The 20,714-nt window shown below is 45.3% G+C and carries 15 protein-coding genes and 2 tRNA genes; 9 read left to right on the forward strand and 8 right to left on the reverse strand.

The genetic code is table 11. From position 1 onward, the window contains the following. Positions 1–41 precede the first annotated feature (41 nt). Positions 42–1,139, forward strand: a complete 1,098-nt coding sequence (locus tag HHL16_RS23255; protein ID WP_169427729.1) for a DNA alkylation repair protein — start codon at positions 42–44, stop codon at positions 1,137–1,139. A 22-nt stretch (positions 1,140–1,161) separates the two neighbouring features. On the opposite strand, the gene HHL16_RS23260 is transcribed toward HHL16_RS23255, so the two are convergent. After that, entirely contained in the window at positions 1,162–2,340 is a 1,179-nt protein-coding gene (locus HHL16_RS23260; protein ID WP_169427730.1) for a class I SAM-dependent RNA methyltransferase, read from the reverse strand. A gap of 162 nt (positions 2,341–2,502) precedes the next feature. On the opposite strand from HHL16_RS23260, the gene HHL16_RS23265 reads away from it, so the two are divergent. Next, positions 2,503–3,315 (forward strand): hypothetical protein, encoded by an 813-nt coding sequence (locus HHL16_RS23265; RefSeq protein ID WP_169427731.1) that lies wholly within the window; start codon positions 2,503–2,505, stop codon positions 3,313–3,315. A gap of 156 nt (positions 3,316–3,471) precedes the next feature. Here the strand turns inward: HHL16_RS23265 and HHL16_RS23270 are convergent, their stop codons facing one another. Continuing rightward, positions 3,472–4,155 (reverse strand): YceI family protein, encoded by a 684-nt coding sequence (locus HHL16_RS23270; protein WP_169427732.1) that lies wholly within the window; start codon positions 4,153–4,155, stop codon positions 3,472–3,474. A gap of 175 nt (positions 4,156–4,330) precedes the next feature. Between HHL16_RS23270 and HHL16_RS23275 the strand changes: the two genes are divergently transcribed. The 5 genes from HHL16_RS23275 (at position 4,331) to HHL16_RS23295 (ending at position 9,014) form a co-directional block, all read left to right on the forward strand. Continuing rightward, positions 4,331–5,320, forward strand: a complete 990-nt coding sequence (locus HHL16_RS23275; protein ID WP_206022545.1) for a helix-turn-helix domain-containing protein — start codon at positions 4,331–4,333, stop codon at positions 5,318–5,320. A 90-nt stretch (positions 5,321–5,410) separates the two neighbouring features. Beyond that, positions 5,411–5,484 (forward strand) — tRNA-Arg (locus HHL16_RS23280). A gap of 184 nt (positions 5,485–5,668) precedes the next feature. Continuing rightward, a complete protein-coding gene (locus HHL16_RS23285; RefSeq protein ID WP_169427733.1) occupies positions 5,669–6,436 on the forward strand; it encodes a DUF4262 domain-containing protein in 768 nt (255 codons plus the stop codon). A gap of 71 nt (positions 6,437–6,507) precedes the next feature. After that, positions 6,508–7,650 carry a DEAD/DEAH box helicase gene (locus tag HHL16_RS23290; RefSeq protein WP_169427734.1) on the forward strand — a complete coding sequence of 381 codons (1,143 nt, stop codon included), beginning with the start codon at positions 6,508–6,510 and terminating at the stop codon, positions 7,648–7,650. 275 nt (positions 7,651–7,925) lie between these two features. Next, a complete protein-coding gene (locus HHL16_RS23295; RefSeq protein WP_169427735.1) occupies positions 7,926–9,014 on the forward strand; it encodes a hypothetical protein in 1,089 nt (362 codons plus the stop codon). 10 nt (positions 9,015–9,024) lie between these two features. On the opposite strand, the gene HHL16_RS23300 is transcribed toward HHL16_RS23295, so the two are convergent. Together HHL16_RS23300 and HHL16_RS23305 are read right to left on the reverse strand one after the other, a co-directional pair. Beyond that, a complete protein-coding gene (locus HHL16_RS23300; RefSeq protein ID WP_169427736.1) occupies positions 9,025–11,793 on the reverse strand; it encodes a protein-arginine deiminase family protein in 2,769 nt (922 codons plus the stop codon). A gap of 16 nt (positions 11,794–11,809) precedes the next feature. Further along, complete coding sequence (locus HHL16_RS23305) at positions 11,810–14,794, reverse strand: hypothetical protein (RefSeq protein WP_169427737.1); 2,985 nt, start codon at positions 14,792–14,794, stop codon at positions 11,810–11,812. Between the two features lie 260 nt (positions 14,795–15,054). Here HHL16_RS23305 and HHL16_RS23310 point away from each other — a divergent pair, with 260 nt between their 5' ends. Then, a complete protein-coding gene (locus tag HHL16_RS23310; protein WP_169427738.1) occupies positions 15,055–15,897 on the forward strand; it encodes an MBL fold metallo-hydrolase in 843 nt (280 codons plus the stop codon). A gap of 102 nt (positions 15,898–15,999) precedes the next feature. On the opposite strand, the gene HHL16_RS23315 is transcribed toward HHL16_RS23310, so the two are convergent. Further along, on the reverse strand, positions 16,000–16,554 hold the full coding sequence (locus HHL16_RS23315; protein ID WP_169427739.1) for a DUF5565 family protein: 555 nt from the start codon (positions 16,552–16,554) through the stop codon (positions 16,000–16,002). 34 nt (positions 16,555–16,588) lie between these two features. Then, positions 16,589–16,662, reverse strand: a tRNA-Ile gene (locus HHL16_RS23320). A 330-nt stretch (positions 16,663–16,992) separates the two neighbouring features. Here HHL16_RS23320 and HHL16_RS23325 point away from each other — a divergent pair. Continuing rightward, positions 16,993–18,801: an alpha-L-fucosidase gene (locus tag HHL16_RS23325; protein ID WP_169427740.1), complete on the forward strand. Its 1,809-nt coding sequence runs from the start codon at positions 16,993–16,995 to the stop codon at positions 18,799–18,801. Positions 18,802–18,857: 56 nt separating this feature from the next. Here the strand turns inward: HHL16_RS23325 and HHL16_RS23330 are convergent, their stop codons facing one another. Next, the gene (locus tag HHL16_RS23330) at positions 18,858–19,940 is read right to left on the reverse strand and encodes a PKD domain-containing protein (protein WP_169427741.1); all 1,083 of its coding nucleotides are present in this window, start codon (positions 19,938–19,940) and stop codon (positions 18,858–18,860) included. An 18-nt stretch (positions 19,941–19,958) separates the two neighbouring features. Then, entirely contained in the window at positions 19,959–20,690 is a 732-nt protein-coding gene (locus tag HHL16_RS23335; RefSeq protein ID WP_169427742.1) for a fasciclin domain-containing protein, read from the reverse strand. Between the last annotated feature and the right edge of the window lie 24 nt (positions 20,691–20,714).

A 20,714-nucleotide genomic window follows, 5' to 3' on the forward strand; every position in this document is an offset into this window, starting at 1 on the left:
TATTAGAAGTATCTTGCTGATTCAACAACAAGCTCCCTTTTATGGCTGACATCAAAGACGTGTACAGCAAAGAATTCTATCAGCGATTTGCAAAAATCATATCACCGGTAGTTCCGGGTTTCGATGAAAAACAATTCATGCGGCAGGTTCTTCCCAAAAACTTCGTGAGCATGGAATGGAAAGAAAGGATGATCCACACTGCCGATACCTTGGCAACCTTTCTCCCGGAATCTTTCAGCAAAGCCGCTCCAATGCTGCTGAAAATTCAAAAAGCACTGGTGGATGCAGGGGAGGAGACGCGCAGTTTTCCGTACATATTTCTTCCGGAAATGGTGTCGAGAGCCGGACTTGAGCATTTTGACCTTTCAGTGAAAACCATGGAGTCGCTTACACAACTGATCTCAGCTGAATTTGCAGTAAGACCATTTTTGTTGAAGTATGAGGGAGCAATGATCAAAGAAATGATGGCCTGGTCTACCCATCGCAACGCCGCTGTGCGAAGACTGGCCAGTGAAGGTAGCAGGCCGAGGCTTCCGTGGGGATTGGCCATTCCTTTTCTGAAGAAAGACCCTGCACCTATATTGCCGATTCTCGAAAACCTGAAACAGGATCCCAATGAAATTGTACGCAGAAGTGTGGCCAATAATCTGAATGATATATCCAAAGACAATCCGGCAGTAGTGCTGAAAATAGCTGCACAATGGAAGGGGATCAGCGCGGAAACGGATGCCATCATTAAACATGGCAGCAGAACTTTGCTGAAGCAGGGACATACAGATATTCTTTCGCACTATGGTTTAAGATCTGCACATTTTGAAGTGACCGGTCTGAAAGTAACAACGCCGGTTGTAAAGATGGGCGATCATCTTTCTTTTGTATTCGATATAACTAACAAGGATAATCGAAAACAAACCGTTAGGTTGGAATATGGAATCCATTATCTCAAAGCAAACGGTACCTTATCCCGAAAGGTATTTAAGATCAGTGAGAAGGAAATGGCTGCCAAAGCTGTGTTGCAGGTACAGCGAAAACAATCCTTTAAGCTCATTACCACCCGTGTTTTCTATCCGGGCAAACATGAGTTGAGCATTATTGTAAATGGAGTGGAAATGGCCCGCTCTTCCTTTCTGCTGAAATAAATGCAATTGTATGAAACACTGCTTACCGCGCAGCTTTTGATTCGGATCTTGTTCCGCTGTACAGTTCATATTCCAGCAACCGGCAATCGATGGTGCTGGTATAAAATTCGATGCGTCTGGTAGCTTTCAATCCTATCTTTTTTGCAAGCTCAAGGTTGCCGGTGAATACATAGCCGAAGTAGCCGCCACATTTTTGTTTCATGAAGTCTCCTATGCGCGCATATGTTTTTTCCAGTTCTGCTATTTCTCCTAATCGTTCGCCGTATTCGGGGTTCACATAAAAGATGCCGGGTACATTTTGCGGAACTTCCGTTGCTGCAAAATCACAAACATCGAAGTCGATCAGATTGGCCACACCGGCGGCGATGGCGTTCTTGCGGGCGTTCTCGATAGATCTTGCGTTGTAGTCGGTAGCGATGATGCGAAGCCCCGGAACTTCCGTGATCTGGTCCTCGAGACGTGCGTCTTCCTGCATGTACACCTGTTCGTCATAACCGAGTAAATGCATGAAAGCATAGTTGGTTCTGAAGAGACCGGGTCTGCGGTTGGTGGCAATCATAGCAGCTTCGATGGCAACGGTTCCGGAGCCACACATGGGGTTTACAAAGGGGCTCACTCTGTCCCATCGCGAAGCATAGATGGTAGCAGAGGCCAGTGATTCAAGCATGGGCGCCTGTCCTGGTATTTTACGGTAGCCGTGACGGGCAAGCGAATCGCCGGAAGTATCTACGAAAACTTCTGCATGTTTATCCTTCCAGTAAAGATGGATTACAGCGCCAGTGAGCGCAGATCCGGTAGAGGGGCGTGTTCCTTTTTTGTCGCGGAATCTGTCGATGATGGCATCCTTCACGCGCAGGTTTGCGAACATGCTGTTATTGATGCTGTCGTTGCTTACATTGCTGGTAATGGAAAAGTAGCCACCGTCGGGTATGATGTCTTCCCAGGGAAAATGAACCAGATTATTGTACACGTCGTCGGCATTGGCAGCTTCAAAAGATTGAAGGCTGTACAGCACCTGACTGGCACAACGAAGGTTCAGGTTGAGCCTGATGCATTCGTTCACCGAAGCTTTCAGTTTCACCCCGGTAACGAAGGTTTCAATGGGCTCAAAGCCAAGCTCTTTTACTTCCTGTTCGAGGTAGGCCATGGTACGCTTATGGCATGTAATGGTAACAGTTCCCTGGGTGGTGTAGATATTCATACAGCGCGAAAGTAAAACTTCGGGATGGTTGCAGCAAAAGGGATTGTCCAAATTACCCCATTACAAAGTCTGGTTTGCACCCCTTTCATCGGGTGCCGGCATTGTAGTTTTGTGCAGGATTTCTTCATAACACGGCTTCAACAGCCAATTCAATACAATATCATGATACTACGCAAAACAATCCGGATAACAGCACTGATGGCAGGGATGCTGTTCTTTCTTACAGCAGCGGCGCAAAGCAGACAGAAAACGGCCAGCGTTCATAAAATTGAAGCTTTGCCAAGAGATGTAGAAATTAAGTTAGCGCTGAGTGCACTTCCGCCTTACCTGCGGGACAGTGCAACAGTATACGTTTTGAACCCGGATAGCGGTTTCGAAGTTGCCCGCAAAGGCACCAATGGATTTCACACTTTCGTTTCCAGAAACGGGGATGATGCCATGAGAGGATCCTGGCAGTTGAAAGAATACAGAGATGATATTCTTTATCCGATCTCCTTCGATGAAGCAGGTGCAAAAAACATCATGCCTGTATTTTTCGATATCGCAAAAATGCAGGCCAACGGCACAAATCCGGATGAACTGAAAAAGATCATTCAGGATCGTTACAAAACAAAATATTACAGAGCGCCTGAACGTGCCGGGGTTTCGTATATGTTGTCTCCGATACTCAGAACCTATACCAATCCTGATGCCGATGACAATGTAGTTACAGCAAGTGTTCCGCATGTAATGTACTATGCGCCTAATGTTACCAATGAAGAGTTTGGTGGCGGGAAACCTGCACCGGGAGCTACTTATTCATTTGTAATACTGCCTGGACCGCATGGATACAGCATTCAATTTCTCGGAAAAACAGAAAGTGAAGCAGTAAGAAAAGAAAACAAGGAGTTGCTCGAACAGCTTTGCAAAATCAATAAAGAGTGGTGTTTGCCCGCTGTTGTGGAAGAGCAGACTTCTCACGCACATCATCATTAGAAATATGCTTTAGATTATTCTTGTAAGACTCTCAATGGGAAAAGTAAAACCTGCGCTTAGCGCAGGTTTTACTTTTTTATGAATCAGTATGGAATGCTTCAAAATAGTTATGTGAAGTCTGTACAGGAAAAGTATATGTTGCTTAACAATCGCTTCTTAATGATTCTGACGAAAACGCAAAGCGAGTGATACAGGAACCATATCTTCGATCAGCTCGTCTTTCAGAAACCCCAATACACTGCCTGAATTGTAAGTGATACCCCATTTAATGCGATCAATGGAGAGTGAGGCTGTAGCTGCAATATCTTCTCCATTCCTGATAATCGTGGCCGGAAAATGGATCTCTTGTGTAATATCCCTTAAGGTTAGTTGACCGGAAATTTCATAGGAAGAATCGCTGGTGGTTTTGAATGCTTTAATTAATCGAAATGTACCCTTTGGATATTTCTTCACATCGAAAAAGTCCGTGTCTTTCAGATGCGATACCAGTCCATTATCGCTGCTGGTATCTTTTTTATCGGTGATGGTAATTGTATTCATGTCCAGTTCAAAATACCCTCCTGCAATAATGCCCTGGGCATCAAGAGCCAGGGTGCCTGCCAAAGGTTTGATATATCCCTGATGTCCATTTTTCCCTATAACATTTTTGCCTTTCCAGTTGACAAAACTTTCCGGAATAACAAGAGAATAGCCCGTTACATTTGCTGCAGGAGTGTAAGGGGCCGTCGATGTAGCAGCAATGGAAGTATCAGCGACAGCCGCTGCTGAACTATCCCGGCAGGCGATGGCGCAGGTGAGGCACAAGGATGTGCAGACTAACAATAAGATGATTGACCGCATCAGATGTTGATTTATGAGATGATAAAAACGGAAATAATGAAACCCGGCCGGGCTAATGATACAAACCTAAACCGTCTGTTTGCGGCAGTGGTAAAACCGTAGTAAAATCTTTGTAAACGAATGTAAATTCTGCTCTGAGACAGCGGTGCTTACAGGGAATGCTGTACTTTTAAGTATGAGTTGGAAAGCCTTGCTGGCAATGGGCGCCGCCCTGATAATTATTGTTTCCTGGACCGCCATCCGCGGCAGGGCTACGCTATCGGATACCGACAAGGAAACTGAAAAGCTGGTGATCCGGCAGATCGGTCATCAATTGCTGTTGCAAAGCGGTGATTCCTCCTCGCGCATCCTCCCGGTGGAAGAACGGGCGAATAAAGAGTACCTGATCCGGTTTTCAACACCTTTTACGTTTTATCCCGATACATTGGTGTCAACTGTGCGCAGGATAGTAGCAGAAAATGGACTGCCATCCGGTTATCTCGTGGAAATGGTCCAATGCTCTCCATCATCCGAAGTGATATATGGATTCCAGATATTTAAAGATAGTGCGCGAAATATAGTGCCGTGCCTTGGGCGCAAGCAGGAAAAAGCATGCTACAATTTACTGATCAGGTTTACCGGGACTGAAGCCGCTGGTATAGATCCATTTTCTCGCGGCCTGATGGCAGGCGGCCTGGTGGTTCTTCTGGTGAGTTTATTATTCCGAGCATTGTATTTGAAAAGAAAGTTTGCGGGCAATAAAGCTAATTTGCCGGTGCAGAGCGTCTCCGCCGAAATAACGATGGATAGTGAGTCGCAGGAAAATATTCAACCGGATCTGCCAGAAGAAGAAGTGAAATCAGAAGTCCCGGTAGAATCAGGTATTGCAATTGGTAATCTGCTTTTCTTACGGGAAAGTCAGCAATTGATAGCCGGGTCTTCTATCATTACGCTCACAACAAAAGAAGCCAAACTGTTGCATGTTTTTGCAAAAGCCCAACAGGAGGTGATTGACCGGGATCAGTTGATGAAAGAAGTGTGGGAAGATGAAGGTGTTATTGTGGGGCGAAGTCTGGATATGTTCGTATCGAAATTGCGGAAAAAGTTGCAGGCGGATATGAGGATAAGCATTTTGAATGTACATGGGAAAGGGTATAAGCTGGTGATTGGTCAGATGGTGCAATGACTATTGCAATGATGTGGAAGGACAAAAAACAAAGAATCAATTAAATTTCAGGAATTTAGAAATAAATACCTATATTTGCCGCCCACTACCGGACCGGTAGCTCAGCTGGATAGAGCAGCTGCCTTCTAAGCAGCAGGTCATTGGTTCGAATCCAATCCGGTTCACTCAGCAAATCAAACCCGTGCTAGTCGCGGGTTTTGTATTTTAAGGAATTGCCATCTCTTTGGTCAGCAAATTCAAACCCCATTATTTTTTTTACTTTTCAATCTCAGTACTTTGCTTCAAGAGAATTATTAAGCACAAGACTCCAGATATACTTTTTTTGTTCCTGAAATAGCACCAAGCCTTATGCAAAACGAAGAACTTCACAACTGCCGGGATGTAAATGCACTTCTGAAACAGACTTCTATGAACATTGAAAAGTTCGGACTGCAGGTCATACAGGTAAAAGCGACATCATATTTGCCATCATTTGCATACAGTACGGGCTTATGGCAAAGCTACAAGCACCCGGAGGTAATTTGTTTTGGACTATCGATCGAATTGATGCATCAATTGATTAACGATCTTGCTGATCTTATCAGGCAAGGTGAGGAATTTACCATCGAGAAATCATATTCCAGTATTTTCCAGAGCTCGCAAGCAGCTTTTTTGAGAGTAGCGCCAGAAAATATTGGAGACTATTTTACGCTTTCCATGAGATATTATGGAAATGTGGAATTTCCTGCTATTCAACTTGTTTGGACAGATCGTAATAATAATTTTCCGTGGGAAAATGACTTTGAAGAGGAGTTTTTACACAGGCAACCTTTATTGGACAGGAATAACACCTTCAAGTTCCGGGAAGCCAAAAACTTAGGAATCTTTACAACGAGGCAATGGTTAGATTTGGAGCAGCCGATACTTCGTGTTGTACATGATCATGATGGCGATTGGCAATTCCTAACCGGAGATCAGTTGCCGGAGGATATACGATTGGTTTGTTTAGAGGAAATGGTTCAAAAAGATCAAACTCTAAATGAATTGTTTAGTCTTGATTATGGTGAATCAGCAGAAAGATTATTTGTTGGCGACAAATGGATACGATATAAAGAAGAATCTGCGATGGACGATTAGTCAATTTTGCTCTAATTACTTTCCAAGCCATAAAACGCAGCAATTACAATAGCTTTGCGTAAAAATAGAAGATGGCATTTTCCGCATTGAGTTTGTCTGCTCCATTATTAAAGGCTATAGACGAACAGTCATTTACACAGCCTACGCCTGTGCAGCAGCAGGCCATTCCTGCTATCTTACAGGGTAAGGATATACTCGGCATATCTAAAACCGGCTCCGGCAAAACTGCCGGTTATGTATTGCCAATCCTGGAACTATGTCAGCGCCGGGTAGAAAAGAAAGACAGGCATGTGCGGGTATTGGTATTAGTGCCTACTCGTGAGCTGGCTATTCAGGTAAATGATGTTTGTAAAACTTTCAGCACTTACCTGACGAACAAGATAAAAACAATGGCGGTGTATGGTGGTGTTTCCATCAACCCACAAATGATGGCCCTGCATGGCACTGAAATATTAATTGCAACTCCGGGCCGCTTGCTCGATCTGATAGACCATAATGCTGTGCACTTGTCACAAGTAGATATTCTGGTGATGGATGAAGCCGATAAAATGCTGAACCTGGGTTTTAAAGAGGAGATGGATAAAGTGATTCAGCTGCTTCCGGCTAAACGCCAGAACCTGTTGTTCTCCGCCACTGCCAGTGATGATATTAAAGATATGCAGCGTTACCTGCTGCACCAGCCGCTAACGATTGAAGTGGTAGAGGAAGAGCAAAGCATTGAACTGATTGAACAACTTGCCTATAACGTAACCGAAGCTCGTAAGGGACCGCTCTTACGTTATCTGATCAAGAATGAGGACATGCAGCAGGTGCTGGTGTTTACCTCTGCCGTAAGAACAGCAGATAACCTTACCGGCAAGCTTATCAAAAATAATATACAGGCAGCTTCGTTGCATGGCCATTTGAGCCAAACCGCCCGCCTTGAAACACTGCAACGTTTTAAAGCAGGCAAGCTGCGGGTACTGGTAGCATCTGATCTTGCTTCGCGGGGTATCGATATTCAGCAATTGCCTGTAGTGATTAACTACGAATTGCCGCGTTCTCCAAAAGATTATATTCATCGGATCGGACGTACCGGCAGGGCAGGAGTTTCGGGCAAAGCTATTTCGCTGATATGTCCTGACGATCAGCATCATTTTAACATCATCCAGAAGAAGATGGGGAAGAAAGTAGAAATCCGGGAAAGCGATGATATTAATCTGCAGGGCTTTTGATAAATATGCTTATAAAGTTTCAAAAACTTTCCACCCTTTCATACTGCATTTAAAACCCGCGCCCGTCGCGGGTTTTCCGACTTTTAAAAATAGATGATGATACATCAGGTTGCGTCTTTTGGGAAGAACCTAACTTTTCGACCTGTGCTTCCTATCCTCTGCCCGGAGGAAAGACCTTGTTTCGGTTAAATCTGTATCAGAAATAGGAAGATCCTGTACAATACCAATTCGCTTCTAAGCGTTTTCTTTTTCTAACCCCTTATTCCTATTGCCACATGAGAGTAATTTATACTTTTATTGCCCTGCTACTCACGCAGTTTTCCGTTGGTCAGGTGAATGAACCAATTACAGTTACAAATCAATATCTCAATATTACTGGCGCTCTTGTAGTGGGATCCTGGAAGAGCGAACATCCCAATAAAGCATACCCCGATTACCCCAAAATGTATTATGGTTTTGCAGAAGGTGACGAATTAATTCTTGATTTTTCTACAGAAAATAAAAAAGGCACACAGGCAATTGAAATAACAGAATTCGAATCCAGATCAGTTGTTTATTCCAATAGCGGATTTCAAACACTGAATGGGATCAGAATAAAGGTTCCAAAAACTGCTGTTTACAAATTCGAATTTGCAACAAATCATATTTTCGACCGGCAGGCTAAAGTGATCATTAAGCGGATCCCTGCTTCAGATGTTACTAAGAATTTTAATTGCAATGTTACCTGGAAAACAGTAGTTGATACAACCTTCACTTTTGTAGAGGAACAACGAAAAGTAAGCAGTTCTTATGAAACGGTGACCCTGCAAGCTCCGATTGATCAGTTTGTAAATAGTGGCTCGAATGCCGATTTCAAAGGTGGAAAATCCCGGATCCTGTGTAAGGTGACTTTACCACCCAACACAGTGGAATGGTATTATTCTTTTGCCGCTTCCCGTAACAAGAATGATATAGCAAAAATAAGATCCGGAATGAAGCTGTTCAGTGAAATTGCCGGAATAATTGATCGGACCGGCTTTCTTTCTCTCGGCTTAAATGCACTTACCCAACCTCCCGGAGCAGACTATTGTCATGTTTATTTATTGAAACCACAATATATTCAGGCGTTTTTGGCGAAAGATGATTCAAACTGGATGTATATGGCTGAGGGTACAAAAGAAAATCTGAAGTCAGGATTAGTGAGAGTAAAGAACTGTTGTACCCAAAATGTTTACTATCTGGGATTCAAGAACCCCGATTACACTGTCGGAGTAAGCATCATGTATGAAATTGTTGCTGTTGTTGAAAAACCGGAATATGAAATTGTGCAGGTGAAGAAACCTGTTTCTGTCAATACGAAGAAAATACCCTTTTACGGCAACTAGTTTTTCTTCTTCAAGCATACCTTGTATCTCCCGAAGGCACCACGTAATCTCCCGGACCCGTTCCCGGCTGCACATTCCACCACGCATTCGCCTGGCTCGCATCCGGCGTTCTGATCACATTGGTACCACAATGTATTCCACCGCTCCTCACATGATAATACCATGAATCTACCCAGTGCACATTCACATGCAGCGACTCCAGCATTATCTGCGTATACAACTCAAACAGATCCACCTTGTTTTCCGGAATCTCTAACCTATGCCATCCTGCACGCAGATTGCCATTCGGCATAAACTTCCCGGCATTCGCAGGCGCTCTTCTTATTCTTCTTTTTATTTCGTCCAGGTCTTCGGTTTCAGGAAAGAATCCATCTTTGAACTGCTCCGCCAGATAATCGAGATCAACGTGCACCGGACGATTATACGGACCTGTAATTACATGGCTCAATTCATTGATGGTATCTACCGTCCAGTGAAAGGTTCTATTCAGTCCGCGTTGAATAATGTAACGGCGGTTGAGATACTGATGATATCCTCTGTCCATAACATTCGTCAATACTGCAATTGCATCGGGTATCGACATCCGTGGGCCATTCGGACGTGGGATCAGTATATGATCATTCACGGTTTGAAAGTTCACCAGGTCTGGTGTAAAGGCAATTGTTTGCTCATAATCCGGATTGTATTCATCGAAGAATACCGGTAGTTCAATCATCGGCATTTCTCCAAACTCTCTTTGCAGCCGCTCTTTGGCGGTATCTATTTTTTCCTGTACCAGTCTCGATGAATGGGCACTGAAATACAGCATCTCACGAACACTGATGCGTGCGTCGTAGTAATGATCATCGGGCCATGGAATGGGATAATATCTTCTGGTGCTTACTCCCAAATCACCATAGTAGCGGTTCATCCAGGTGTAGATCGTAGGAGGTGGGGTAGTGAAGCTGCCGGAGGTATGATAAGTCTGCAACCAGTGCTTGCCTCTCAGTAAACGTGTTACAGGATGCGGCCCACGCGCCATCGAATAATCGCCTAAATGATAGGGGGCACCATACAGTTCACTCATTGGATCATTTGCAGATAAGTGAGCTGTATTCAGCAGAAAAATTTCTTCCAGTATGCGTTGCGCAATGGCCGGAGAGGCGAGCGTGGTGGCAAAGAATCCTGTTACACCGGGTGAAGAGATGAAGTTCACCATCTCATCTACGTGGCCTACTTTCAGCCACGCTGTATCGAGTGTGATGATGGGCTGCTCTCCCTGCACCAGCAGAAAATCCGATAACTGCGGATCGAGCAATGAGCGTGCATTTGCTCCGGTGGCATCTCCGATTACAATTTTTCCTAACGGAGCGCCGCCATAGGAAGGTGTTACTTCGATATTGCCGCCATAATTGTGTGAGCTGTGCAATGCATCGAAGCGTTCCTGAATCTGTTCTATGTCGTCTGGCTCCAGTGCCAGTCTGAGATTGGCCGTTCTTACCGCAAGTGCTCCGTCTGATCTGAAGTTGATTTCACGAAGCAGGGCGGGAACGCCGGCAGTAATATCTGTGATGGTGTTTTGTATTCTTTGTCTTCGTACAGCATCCCGTTCGCGGGCTTCTGCTGCGTTCAGTAATCGAAGTACATCGTCCCTGAAATCAGGAAGATTATTGATCACCGATGTAAGATCGAATCTGAAATAAGTAGAGTAGAGGCGACTTGCCTCAGAAGGCGCTGCCTGTTGCCCTACACTCAATAAATAACTATTCACTTCCATCACGCGTTCGAACAGCATGGTCACTTCCACTGTTTGGGTGAAAGGAATATTCACCGTGCCTGCATCAACATCACGAACAGGTAGGGTGCGTGTCCAGAAATCGTTGCAGGTACCCAGACCGGTAGAGGGAAAATGATCCGTAGCAATACAGAATAGACTGTTGGTGCCCGAAAGCCTTGTGTCTGTACGCAGACGTGGCAGATGGAGAATCACTTTCATGGCGCCGGCGGCAGTTTGCGCATATCCCAGCTGAAACTGATCCTGCACCCATGAGTCTCCGTTGTGAACAGCCTCAGGAATGAGGGTAAGTGCCACTCCGCGAACGGTGCGCATCACATCGCGCACATCGGTGAGCGAAGGCGTATTGTCGGAGAGCGAAGCAGTGGCGCCGGCAACTTCGCAGATGTACAATCTTTCTGCCGGCATATGATCGCCCATGAGAATGAGTGGTGAAATGGATACCAGTCCTGTGTCGGATTCAATCAGGTTTCCCTGCACTGCATCGAACACATCGATGCTAATGTTGAATCTGTTGGCAGCAGGAGGAGCCAGCAGCAGGGCCCGTAAGCTGGTGCCTCTGCCGGGCAATGCGGGTGATCCGGTGAACGTAATCACTTCCAGAAATAGATCTACCCTTGTGCCGGTAAAATTGAGAACGAATTTTGTGAACCCTCCGGCTGAAACACCCGTTAATCTCGATCTTCCCGAATCATACACTTTTACATTCACTGCATCCGCATCAGCTAATTTGAATTCAACACGATGCTGCGCAGTAACGGTTCCTGTGTTGGCAATGATGGCAACGGGCAGCAGATCATTATCACCTCCGCTTTTGGTAGGAGGCCTGTAATCCAGTGTGGGAGGGGAACCGCAGGAAACCGTGCCGGGGAGCGCCGTTCCATCAACGTCGATGTTGGGCATTATCAGCGCTCCCGGTACATAGTTTCGCGCCTGGTATTCGGATGTACTCGCATTGAGTACTCCGTTCTGGTCGTAATCTGCATGCAGGCTGTATAAAGGCATATCGGTAAGATCTGCTTTAAGGATTGAGATTTCTGATATCGATATTGTTGCCGGTAAGAATATCCCTGATATTGGGAATCTCTTCCAGATCCTGCACCAGTACCAGTGAAGTTGGTACTGTTACTTCCCATGGTGTTGAATCAGCCGGATAAGGAACACCTTCGTCGAGCTTACCGAGATTTTCTGAAATCTCTTTGATGATGGGCACATACAACTCATCGCCTATCAGTGGCACATCATTTCCATCCCAGATAATTCCTGTCTGGCAGAAATAGGCAATCGCTTTCTCAAAGCCCGGTCTAACAGGTATCTGCACCCGTGCTGCGCCGGCTTTCAGGAATGCTGCGAAATCCAGATCAGGATCTGTAAGATGCAGTGCATTCACCCATTTTGCATGACGGCCCCAGAAATATGGATAGAACACATAGAGGATGTTATGCCATTCGAATGCATTCTCGAAGAATCGGATGTAAGATCCGTTCTTGCAGATCTTGTCCAGATCCATCAAGGGTTCTGTGGAGGATGTGTAGGAATTGATGTTGAGGAAGTTCGTCTGCGTCAGCACCATTATGATGAGCTTCTTCAGCTCTTCCTTCTCGATCCTTCTGTTCTCGATAGGGTTTCTGCCTTCAATGGCGATGCCTTTCTGAATATCTTTCTGTTCGATCTTTGCATCGTAGGTGGCTTTCTGATCGAAGTACGCCTGCATGATGGCATCATACATTTTGTGCTGCCATTTTGCAAAAGCTTCGTCGGTAAGACTGCAGAATACATCCACACTGAGCGCGAAGCTTCTGATTTTCATGTATTCGACTGCTACGGAAATTTCACCACGATACCTTCTTGAGAACGTTTTGTATTCTGCGCCCCAGTATGGTGTTCTGTCGTAGTTGGTGCTGCCTACCATCAGTCTGATGCTGTGGCTTGCGCCTTCTTCGTACACATAGTCGCTGCTTACAGTGGCTGCATAGGCTTCATATCCGTCGGGCAATGCGATGGCGGAGGATCGGCCGATATTCTGGTTGTCGTTCCCATCCTGCTTATCGAAATAAGTTTTTACCGTGAACTGTGATGGCGGCTCAGGCGCATTGGTTACATGGTAAACGCTTACGTAATTCTGGTAGTTGGTACGGGTAAGGTTGCCGGGTTTCAATGGAGCTCCGTAGTATTCAGGTGGCTCAGGTTTGATGAGCTCCGTATCCTGCGGAGGATTCTCGATGGTGGCATAAAGAAAGAATGCAGCCGGTTCGGGCAATACAAATTCATACATCATCCGTTGGCCATAGTTGAAGATCTGTGCGTCGTAGATCTTGTTCAGCCAGCGGTAGATGCCTCTGATATGTCCATTCGATGCGTCGGAGTTGTTGATGCTGTGTTTGTTGATCTCTTCGATCTGTTCCAGCGTGCGCACTCTTCTTTCTTCCCTTACTTTTTCTCTGATCTTCTCTGAAGATTTTTCCGTTACCTCTCTTGAATAGGAAGTGGATTTCTTCTGTGTTTCTTCCACGGATGAAGAGAATCCTGCATTGAGAGTAGCTGTGAAACTGATGCTGGGACCGTAGCTGCCGCTCACCTGCAGGCCTGCATCTACATGCGCCTGCTGCTGCACTACTTTTTCTGCTTCGTTCTGCATTTCGTTGCGCTCCGTGCTTTGCAGGTTCCTTTCTTTTTCTGTTTCTCTTTCTGTTTCGGTAGTAGTGATCTCTTCGCGCAGATTGAGACGGCGATGTTCTCTTTCGCGGGTCTCACCGGCCAGTGCATTTTCTACGTGCGCGAACTCTGCCAGTTCGTATGCTTTGAGTTTCTGACGAACGATCAGCAGATCGCCTACGCCTGCTTTGAAGCTGCATTTTTTGAGAAAGCCCCATGCGGTTCCTTCTCTTCCTCCGGCAGTGAGTACGGCATTCTGGAACTTGGTCTGGTCGATATATCCGCCCCGGAACGGAACCATCTTTGTGTAGTTGATGGTGGAGTCGAGACCGGTTTGCAGGTAATTGATTTCTTTTTCGATAGTTTGCACAGTTCCTTCGATATTCATCTTAGCTGCATCGATATTCATATCCTTCAGAACGAGTTTGGTATCGTTGCTGAGGCCTGTGGCTGCTTTCTCGGAGAGAATGAATTGTGCTGATGATTTGTGCGCTCTGCCTGTTGCATTGCCTTCGATGGTGAATCGTTTGTTTTCTTTCTCATCGGGACATTTTCCACTGAGCATTTCAAGTCTTGTTTCGATGCTGCGCAGGCGGTTATCATCGGCTGTCTGATCATCTTCGGTGGCAGCTCTGTTGTTCTCGTTCAGCACCAGCGCAGATAACTCACGATGCGCTTTCTCGAAACTGGCCAGCCTTGCTCTTTTGGCTTCCTGCTCTTTCTGACGATCATTCACAGGCGGTGTAGTGGACGGTATTGGTGTGGGAGTATCCTGCTGACCAGCTTTTGTTTTCATGAAAGGAAACACAACGGTACTGCGACCGAAATAATCATTGATGATTTCTTCATCAAGGCCGATCTGTTTGTTCTGCACAAATGCGAGCAGTGTGTAGAGTATCTTGATGCTGCTGATCTTTTCCTCTTTCTCTTCCACAGGCGTAGCGCTGAGAATATTGGCCAGCACAGAATCGCGCAGGTTATTGTAAGCTTCGGTGAAATCTTTGTCCCTTGTTGCTTCGGGCAGTTTTTTGCCGACGATGCCTTCTATTGAATCAACAAATTTTCCTTCGCCGAATGTTGCTCTGCCATTGTCTGTTATCCAGTCGAGTATTTTTTCGAGCGGAAATTTAAGCTCTCTGATGCTGGTAACGTAATCTTTCGTTTGCTGAAAACGAATGGCGATTGCTGCAAGCTGTTCTCTGGAAGCCCCCTGTGATGCTGCTTTTGACAGTTCGTTGTAAAAAGGAGTGAGCGTGTCTTTTGCGTATACATGCAGATTCAGTCTGCTTTTGGCCCTTTCTAATTTTGTTGGGCGCACCGATATGAACCGGAAAATATTTTCTGTGGCCATAGATTGGTGTTTATGGTTGAAATAATGGTTGAAGAATACAATGAGTGCTGCGTTTGCAGAACTTAACCTGAAAGGAGGGACAACGGGACTAAAAAAACAGGGGGAAGGAAAATCGACAGCACAAAAGTACATGCTTTCGTATGATGAAAAAATACCACTTAACGGTAGTTTTTTGCTGGCCATACAACCATTTGCAATTGATCTATGTTATTTTGATTTCTGCTGCAACTATTTACATTGCAGCTCTTATACAACTATCAATGAAAAAAACTATCATGGCAATTGTAAGTGCAGTTTCGCTCACGGGCAGCCTGGAAGCACAACAGAAATCAGGCGGGAAAGAGAATACTGTTCAGCTTATCCGCAGTGCAACTTTGAAACTGAATTATGCAGGCAGAACCTTTGTGGTAGATCCCATGTTTTCAGCCAAAGGCGAATTCATGTCATTTGCCGGGGTGGAGAAGAATCCTACGGTAGGGCTTCCGATGCCGGTTGAAGAGATCAAAAAGAATGTAGAGTTCGTGCTTGTTACGCATACACATATCGATCATTTCGACCCTGCGGCATCTGCAGCATTGGATAAATCATCGCAGTTGTACATTCAGCCGACAGATGTGGCATTCTTCGAAAAGGAGAAATTCACCAAAGCAAAGCCGGTGAACGATAGCATTGTTGATGGGAATATCACTATTCACAGAACTTCCGGCCAGCATGGTAAAGGTGCAGTGGGAGCGCGGATGGGAAATGTATCGGGTTTTGTGTTGAAGTCGCCCGGACATCCTACCATCTACATTGTGGGCGACTGCATTTTTACAGATGAGATACTGGGTAATATCAAACATTATGATCCGGATTATATCATCGTAAATTCAGGAGGTGCATTTATCACCAACTTTCAGGTAGATGGACCGATAATTATGGATGAGTCTCAGGTGGTACAGACAGCAGCATCTTCTGCAAAAGCAAAAGTGATTGCGGTGCATATGGAGGCGTTGGATCATTGTCCGGTTACAAGAGTTTCGCTTCGCAACAAAGCGAATTTTCTGCAAATCAGGGAAGATAAGTTGCTTATCCCAAAGGACGGAGAAGTGATCAGATTGTAGAATAAAAGTGCTGCCAAAAATATTTAATGAAAGCTAAGAGGCTTGAGTATGGCAATGCCAGATAACTCAAGCCTTTTAGCATTCTGAATAGTGAGAAGGCAGTCACCATTTAAAGCCAAAATCCTTTTTCCTGATTTTGACTCTTCTGCCATCGGGATGATACCAAACAAAGCCTTCGATATTGGCTTCTGCAAAGTATTTTTTCAGATCTTCGAAATTGCGGGGAGGGTTCTCTATCACTTCATTTCCATGTGGAATCAGAAAGTGTTTTTCAAAACCATCCTTATTGCCATTGATGCGTGGCACTACCAGTTCAAAAGTTCCGAAGGCAACAAACTTGTCACCAATACTGTTTGCGTAGCCTTCCCGAAACCATTTATCTTCCGGGCCTTCACCTACTTTCAGCCAGCCGGGCCAGTGACCTGTAATTGGGTCTGGGTCTTGTGCAGGCACAAATTCTTCAGGCGGTGTTTTGCCATGCTTTGCGTCGAAGCGTTTGTAAAAAATACCGTCTTCGATTTTGCAACAGGTGCCATCCCATTTTCGTGTAGCGAAACCTTCTCCGTTGATTACCCATTTTGCGCCTGGTACAACTTCGTCCCTTACCAGTTTGTCGCCATCATAATTACGCTTGAAAAGCGAAATGATCTTCTTCATAAAAAAAATTTGTTGATAATGGCATATGCCATTGTTGATGCTACCGGACTTGAACCGGTAACCTTGTGCGTATAAGGCACCTGCTCTGACCAATTGAGCTAAGCATCATTTTCTGATCAGTAGGGAAAACGCTGGAATTGAGTGCAGATAAGCATTACAGGAAAGAACAAACCCTCGTGCTTATTTGCTCCGAGGGTTTGTTCCTTGTATCAAGCTATTTGGTTCATAGCAACAATAACCGACCTCCCGAAAGCTGTTTGCTTCCTATCTGGTATATGTTTGCTATGAGTTGAAGTCGTTTCATTGTGATGGCAAAATTAGAATCTTTTTTGTGTAATCAAAATTTCCGGCAATAATTTTCTTTGAAAGAACTGCTCCAAAAAAACAAAACAGCCAAGCCTGTTTTTAACTAAATTCGGCATCTAAACCGATTTAGCTATGAGATTGATCCGGCTCCTTGTGGTTCTGATGCTGCTTTCCTCTGCACTAAATTCCACAGCACAACCAGTAACAACATCGAATAATGATCGCGTGCAATGGTTTACCGATGCACGTTTCGGCATGTTCATTCACTGGGGGCTTTACAGCGCAGCTGAAGGCATCTGGCATGGCGAACGTCTTCGCAACGGCAACAACTATGCAGAATGGATCCGCTACCGAAACCGCATTTCGCGCGAAGAATATGGCGCACTTGCCAAACGGTTCGACTGGAGTAAGATCAATCCCGAAGAATGGGTGCTGGCTGCAAAGAAAGCCGGTATGAAATATATAGTGATCACTGCCAAACACCACGATGGTGTTGCCATCTGGAACTCCAAAGTAAGCGACTACAATCTCAGCAAGCTCTGCAATACCAACAGAGATGTGATCAAAGAATTGTCTGTTGCCTGCCGCAAGCATGGTATCAAACTCGCATTTTATTACTCTCACTGGCTCGATTGGGAACATCCTTTCGGTTGGGATCATAATCAGGAAATTACAGGCAGGGTCACCGATGAGCAATACAATCAATACTGGCAGCAAAAAGTATTGCCGCAACTGAGGGAGCTGCTCACCAACTACGGCGATATCGCTATGCTCTGGTTCGATATGTGGGTAGATCACAAAACCACTATCGTGAAGAAAGAGCAATTGCAGCAGGTGATTCAACTGATCCATGAGCTGCAACCCAAATGCCTTATCAATTCCAGACTGGGATTGAGTATCGACAATCCCGGCATCGATTTCGAAACTATGGGCGACAATGAATTCGGTGCCATCTACCAGAAACATCCCTGGGAAACGGCCGGCACCATTGCACATAGTTGGGGATACAATGCGCTGGAAAACCAATGGAAATCTACCAGTCAGCTGTTGCAATCCCTCATCGATAATGTAAGCTTAAACGGAAATTTTACGCTGAATATCGGACCACGTGCCGACGGTTCTATTCCATATGAAGGTATCAGAAGGCTCGAAGACATTGGTGTGTGGCTCGCTAAAAGCGGAGAATCGATTTACAAAAGCATTGGCGTATCGCTCAGACCTTCGCAGCATGATTGGGGGCGCATCACTACTCATAATACCGGCACCGGCAATCAGAAAATTTACCTGCAGGTATACAACTGGCCGCTCGACCATATACTTCGTGTAACCGGCATCACCACTGCACCGCAGCGGGTTGAACTGATCCGGAAATCCGGAAGGCAATCGTTGCCGTTCACACTGAATGGCCCCTTGCTGCATATCAGGTTGCCGCAGGAAGCTGGTGATCCGTTTGTGTCCACTATCGAACTGAGCTACGATGCTGCTCCGGCAATCGAAGCAAAAGTTATTGCAGAATCCAGCTTCGGTGGATTTGCATTAACAGGTGAAAACATCACCGGCGATCCATCAGAATTTGAATTGGTGAAGTATGATGGATTACGCCCTGCCCATATGGTGATGAATAAGCCCGGTACAATCAGCTGGAGATTTTATGCGCCAGAAGCAGGAAAATATTCAATCGATGTATCGTATCATAATGGGGCCAAAGAAAAAATATTGTGCTCAGTTGAAATGGATGGAAAACAGATCCAGCAAGCACTTTCACCCACAAGCAGGGTAGTGGTGGAACCCAACGGACAATACACGGATGAATTCGTGAATGTAACCATGGGTGCCATCGAAGTAAGCAAAGCAGGATATTATCAGGTCACTGCGAAGTTTGATCCACGAACAGGAGATAAGTTTCTGTTCAACAGAATCTGGCTGAATAAACTGCCTTAAAAAAAACAGCCTCCCGGAAAGGAGGCTGTTATCATCATATCTAAAATACATGAGAACTATTTCAGTATCTGTCCATCATCGTTGATGTACACACTCTTCATAATCAGAATTGTTCCATCCTTGTTGGCTTCTTTAGCCGGGAAACCTACTCTGAATTCTCTGGGCATCGGATCCTGGAAGTTAGGATAAGCAGCTTTCGCCTGTGCCAGCCAGTCTTTGATCCCATTGCTGGTGAACCACAGATTGCCGTCTACATAAGCATGGAATACGTTGTCGGCATCGATAGAAAAACTCAATGCTTTCAGTTGTCCATCTGCAGATTGCAATGCCGGGTATCTTCCTTTTACAGGATCAGCCAGTGCACCCGGATCGGGGAATACCGCATTTTTAACACTGAATTTGCTCACGTTGGTTGAAGGAATATAAGTCTCGAAACGCAACTGGAAGTTATCAGTTGTGCCGGGATTTACACCTGGCCAGAACTCCCATCTGATCTCACGAATATAAGGAACGGTGGTCGCAGCTGGTGCACTGAACAGCAGGTTGATGGTAAATGCCTGATTGTTTCTGATATAAGTTTTCCATCCCAGTACTGTTTTGATGGAGAACGGAATTTTAAGCGGTGCGAGATTGAGGTTCCTGTTGATACGTGGAGCGCTGGTGCTCGTTGCTTCCAGCTCCAGCCTTGAATCTGCAGGATTGGGCAAAGAGATCAGTGCCTGACCGGTATCATGTATATTGGTGAAACTCCAGCCTGTACCGCTCTTGGTATACGGACTCTGAAAATCGTCGAAGAAGTAACGTGTTACTTTCATCACAGTAGACTTCGATGAGTTGCTGCCTGTATTTTTCGCTTTGGCAGTTACCGTATATTCTCCTGGTTTGGTGGGAGCGATCCATAAATTTTCGAAGAGGTTCTGCGTGCGCCATCCGTCAAAAGTTCCGCCGGTGGCCGACCATTCGTAAGAAATGCCTTCCTTTTCTCCATTGGTAGAAGCCCATACAGGAACTTTTTCTCCGTAATAGAATTCTTCTCCGGGTTTGTTCAGGCTCACAATGTCAACATCCAGTTTTTTCTTGCAGCTGAGTGCTACCAGTGCAAGGGATGCTACAGCAGTATTTATAAAAAGATTTCTCATAAAGCAAATTGATTAGAATTAATTATTCCTGATAGCCTCTCTGGTGGGTTGAAGAAACCAGCGGTTCACAACATGCACAATGCCATTGGTGGCATGCAGATCCGGTGTACGTGGTGCAATATTATCCCATTTCACTGGCAGCCCCCCATATTCTACCGGAGGTCCTGGATTTGTGTATGCGTTGATCCGAAGGTTTGCTTCACGCACGTTTTCGAGGAATAAGAAAATCTTTGCAGAGTCGTTTTCTTTGGATGTTTCAAATGTCTCCACCCATCTGCCTGTTGAGTTCAGTGTTTTGTAGGTTTGTTCTCCTTTAAGTACATGATACCGCAGCAGGGATGCTACGGAATCTGTTGTGTATTGCGACCAGTCAGTGCCTTTCTGTTTTACTTTGGGGCCGCCGGGGTTGAGGGGATCATCTCCCCACACTCTGTTGAGCGTCCACCATGATGCCGCATCATCCAGATTCGTCAGTGCATTGTTGTGCATCAACAGAAAAGTATTGCCCTGGGTGCTGTACATTGCCTTTACGTCTTTGTGTTTCGGATCCTTGTCTACATATTCGATGGCAGCCAGCATGCCGGAAAACATATCCTTGCGTGAATTCATGAAATCCATCACGCTCATATTGAGTTCTGTTTCGTAGAACGATTTTTTATAGTTGTACCCATCCTGCAGCTTGCTGCAACCGGTAGCGAATATGATCGCTGCCAGTATTAGAGGGATAAAAAGCCGGAGATTCTTCATCATAAAAATAATTTGATGTGTTCAGCA

This window comes from Pseudoflavitalea sp. G-6-1-2 (assembly GCF_012927185.1).
In the GTDB taxonomy this organism is placed as follows: domain Bacteria; phylum Bacteroidota; class Bacteroidia; order Chitinophagales; family Chitinophagaceae; genus Pseudobacter.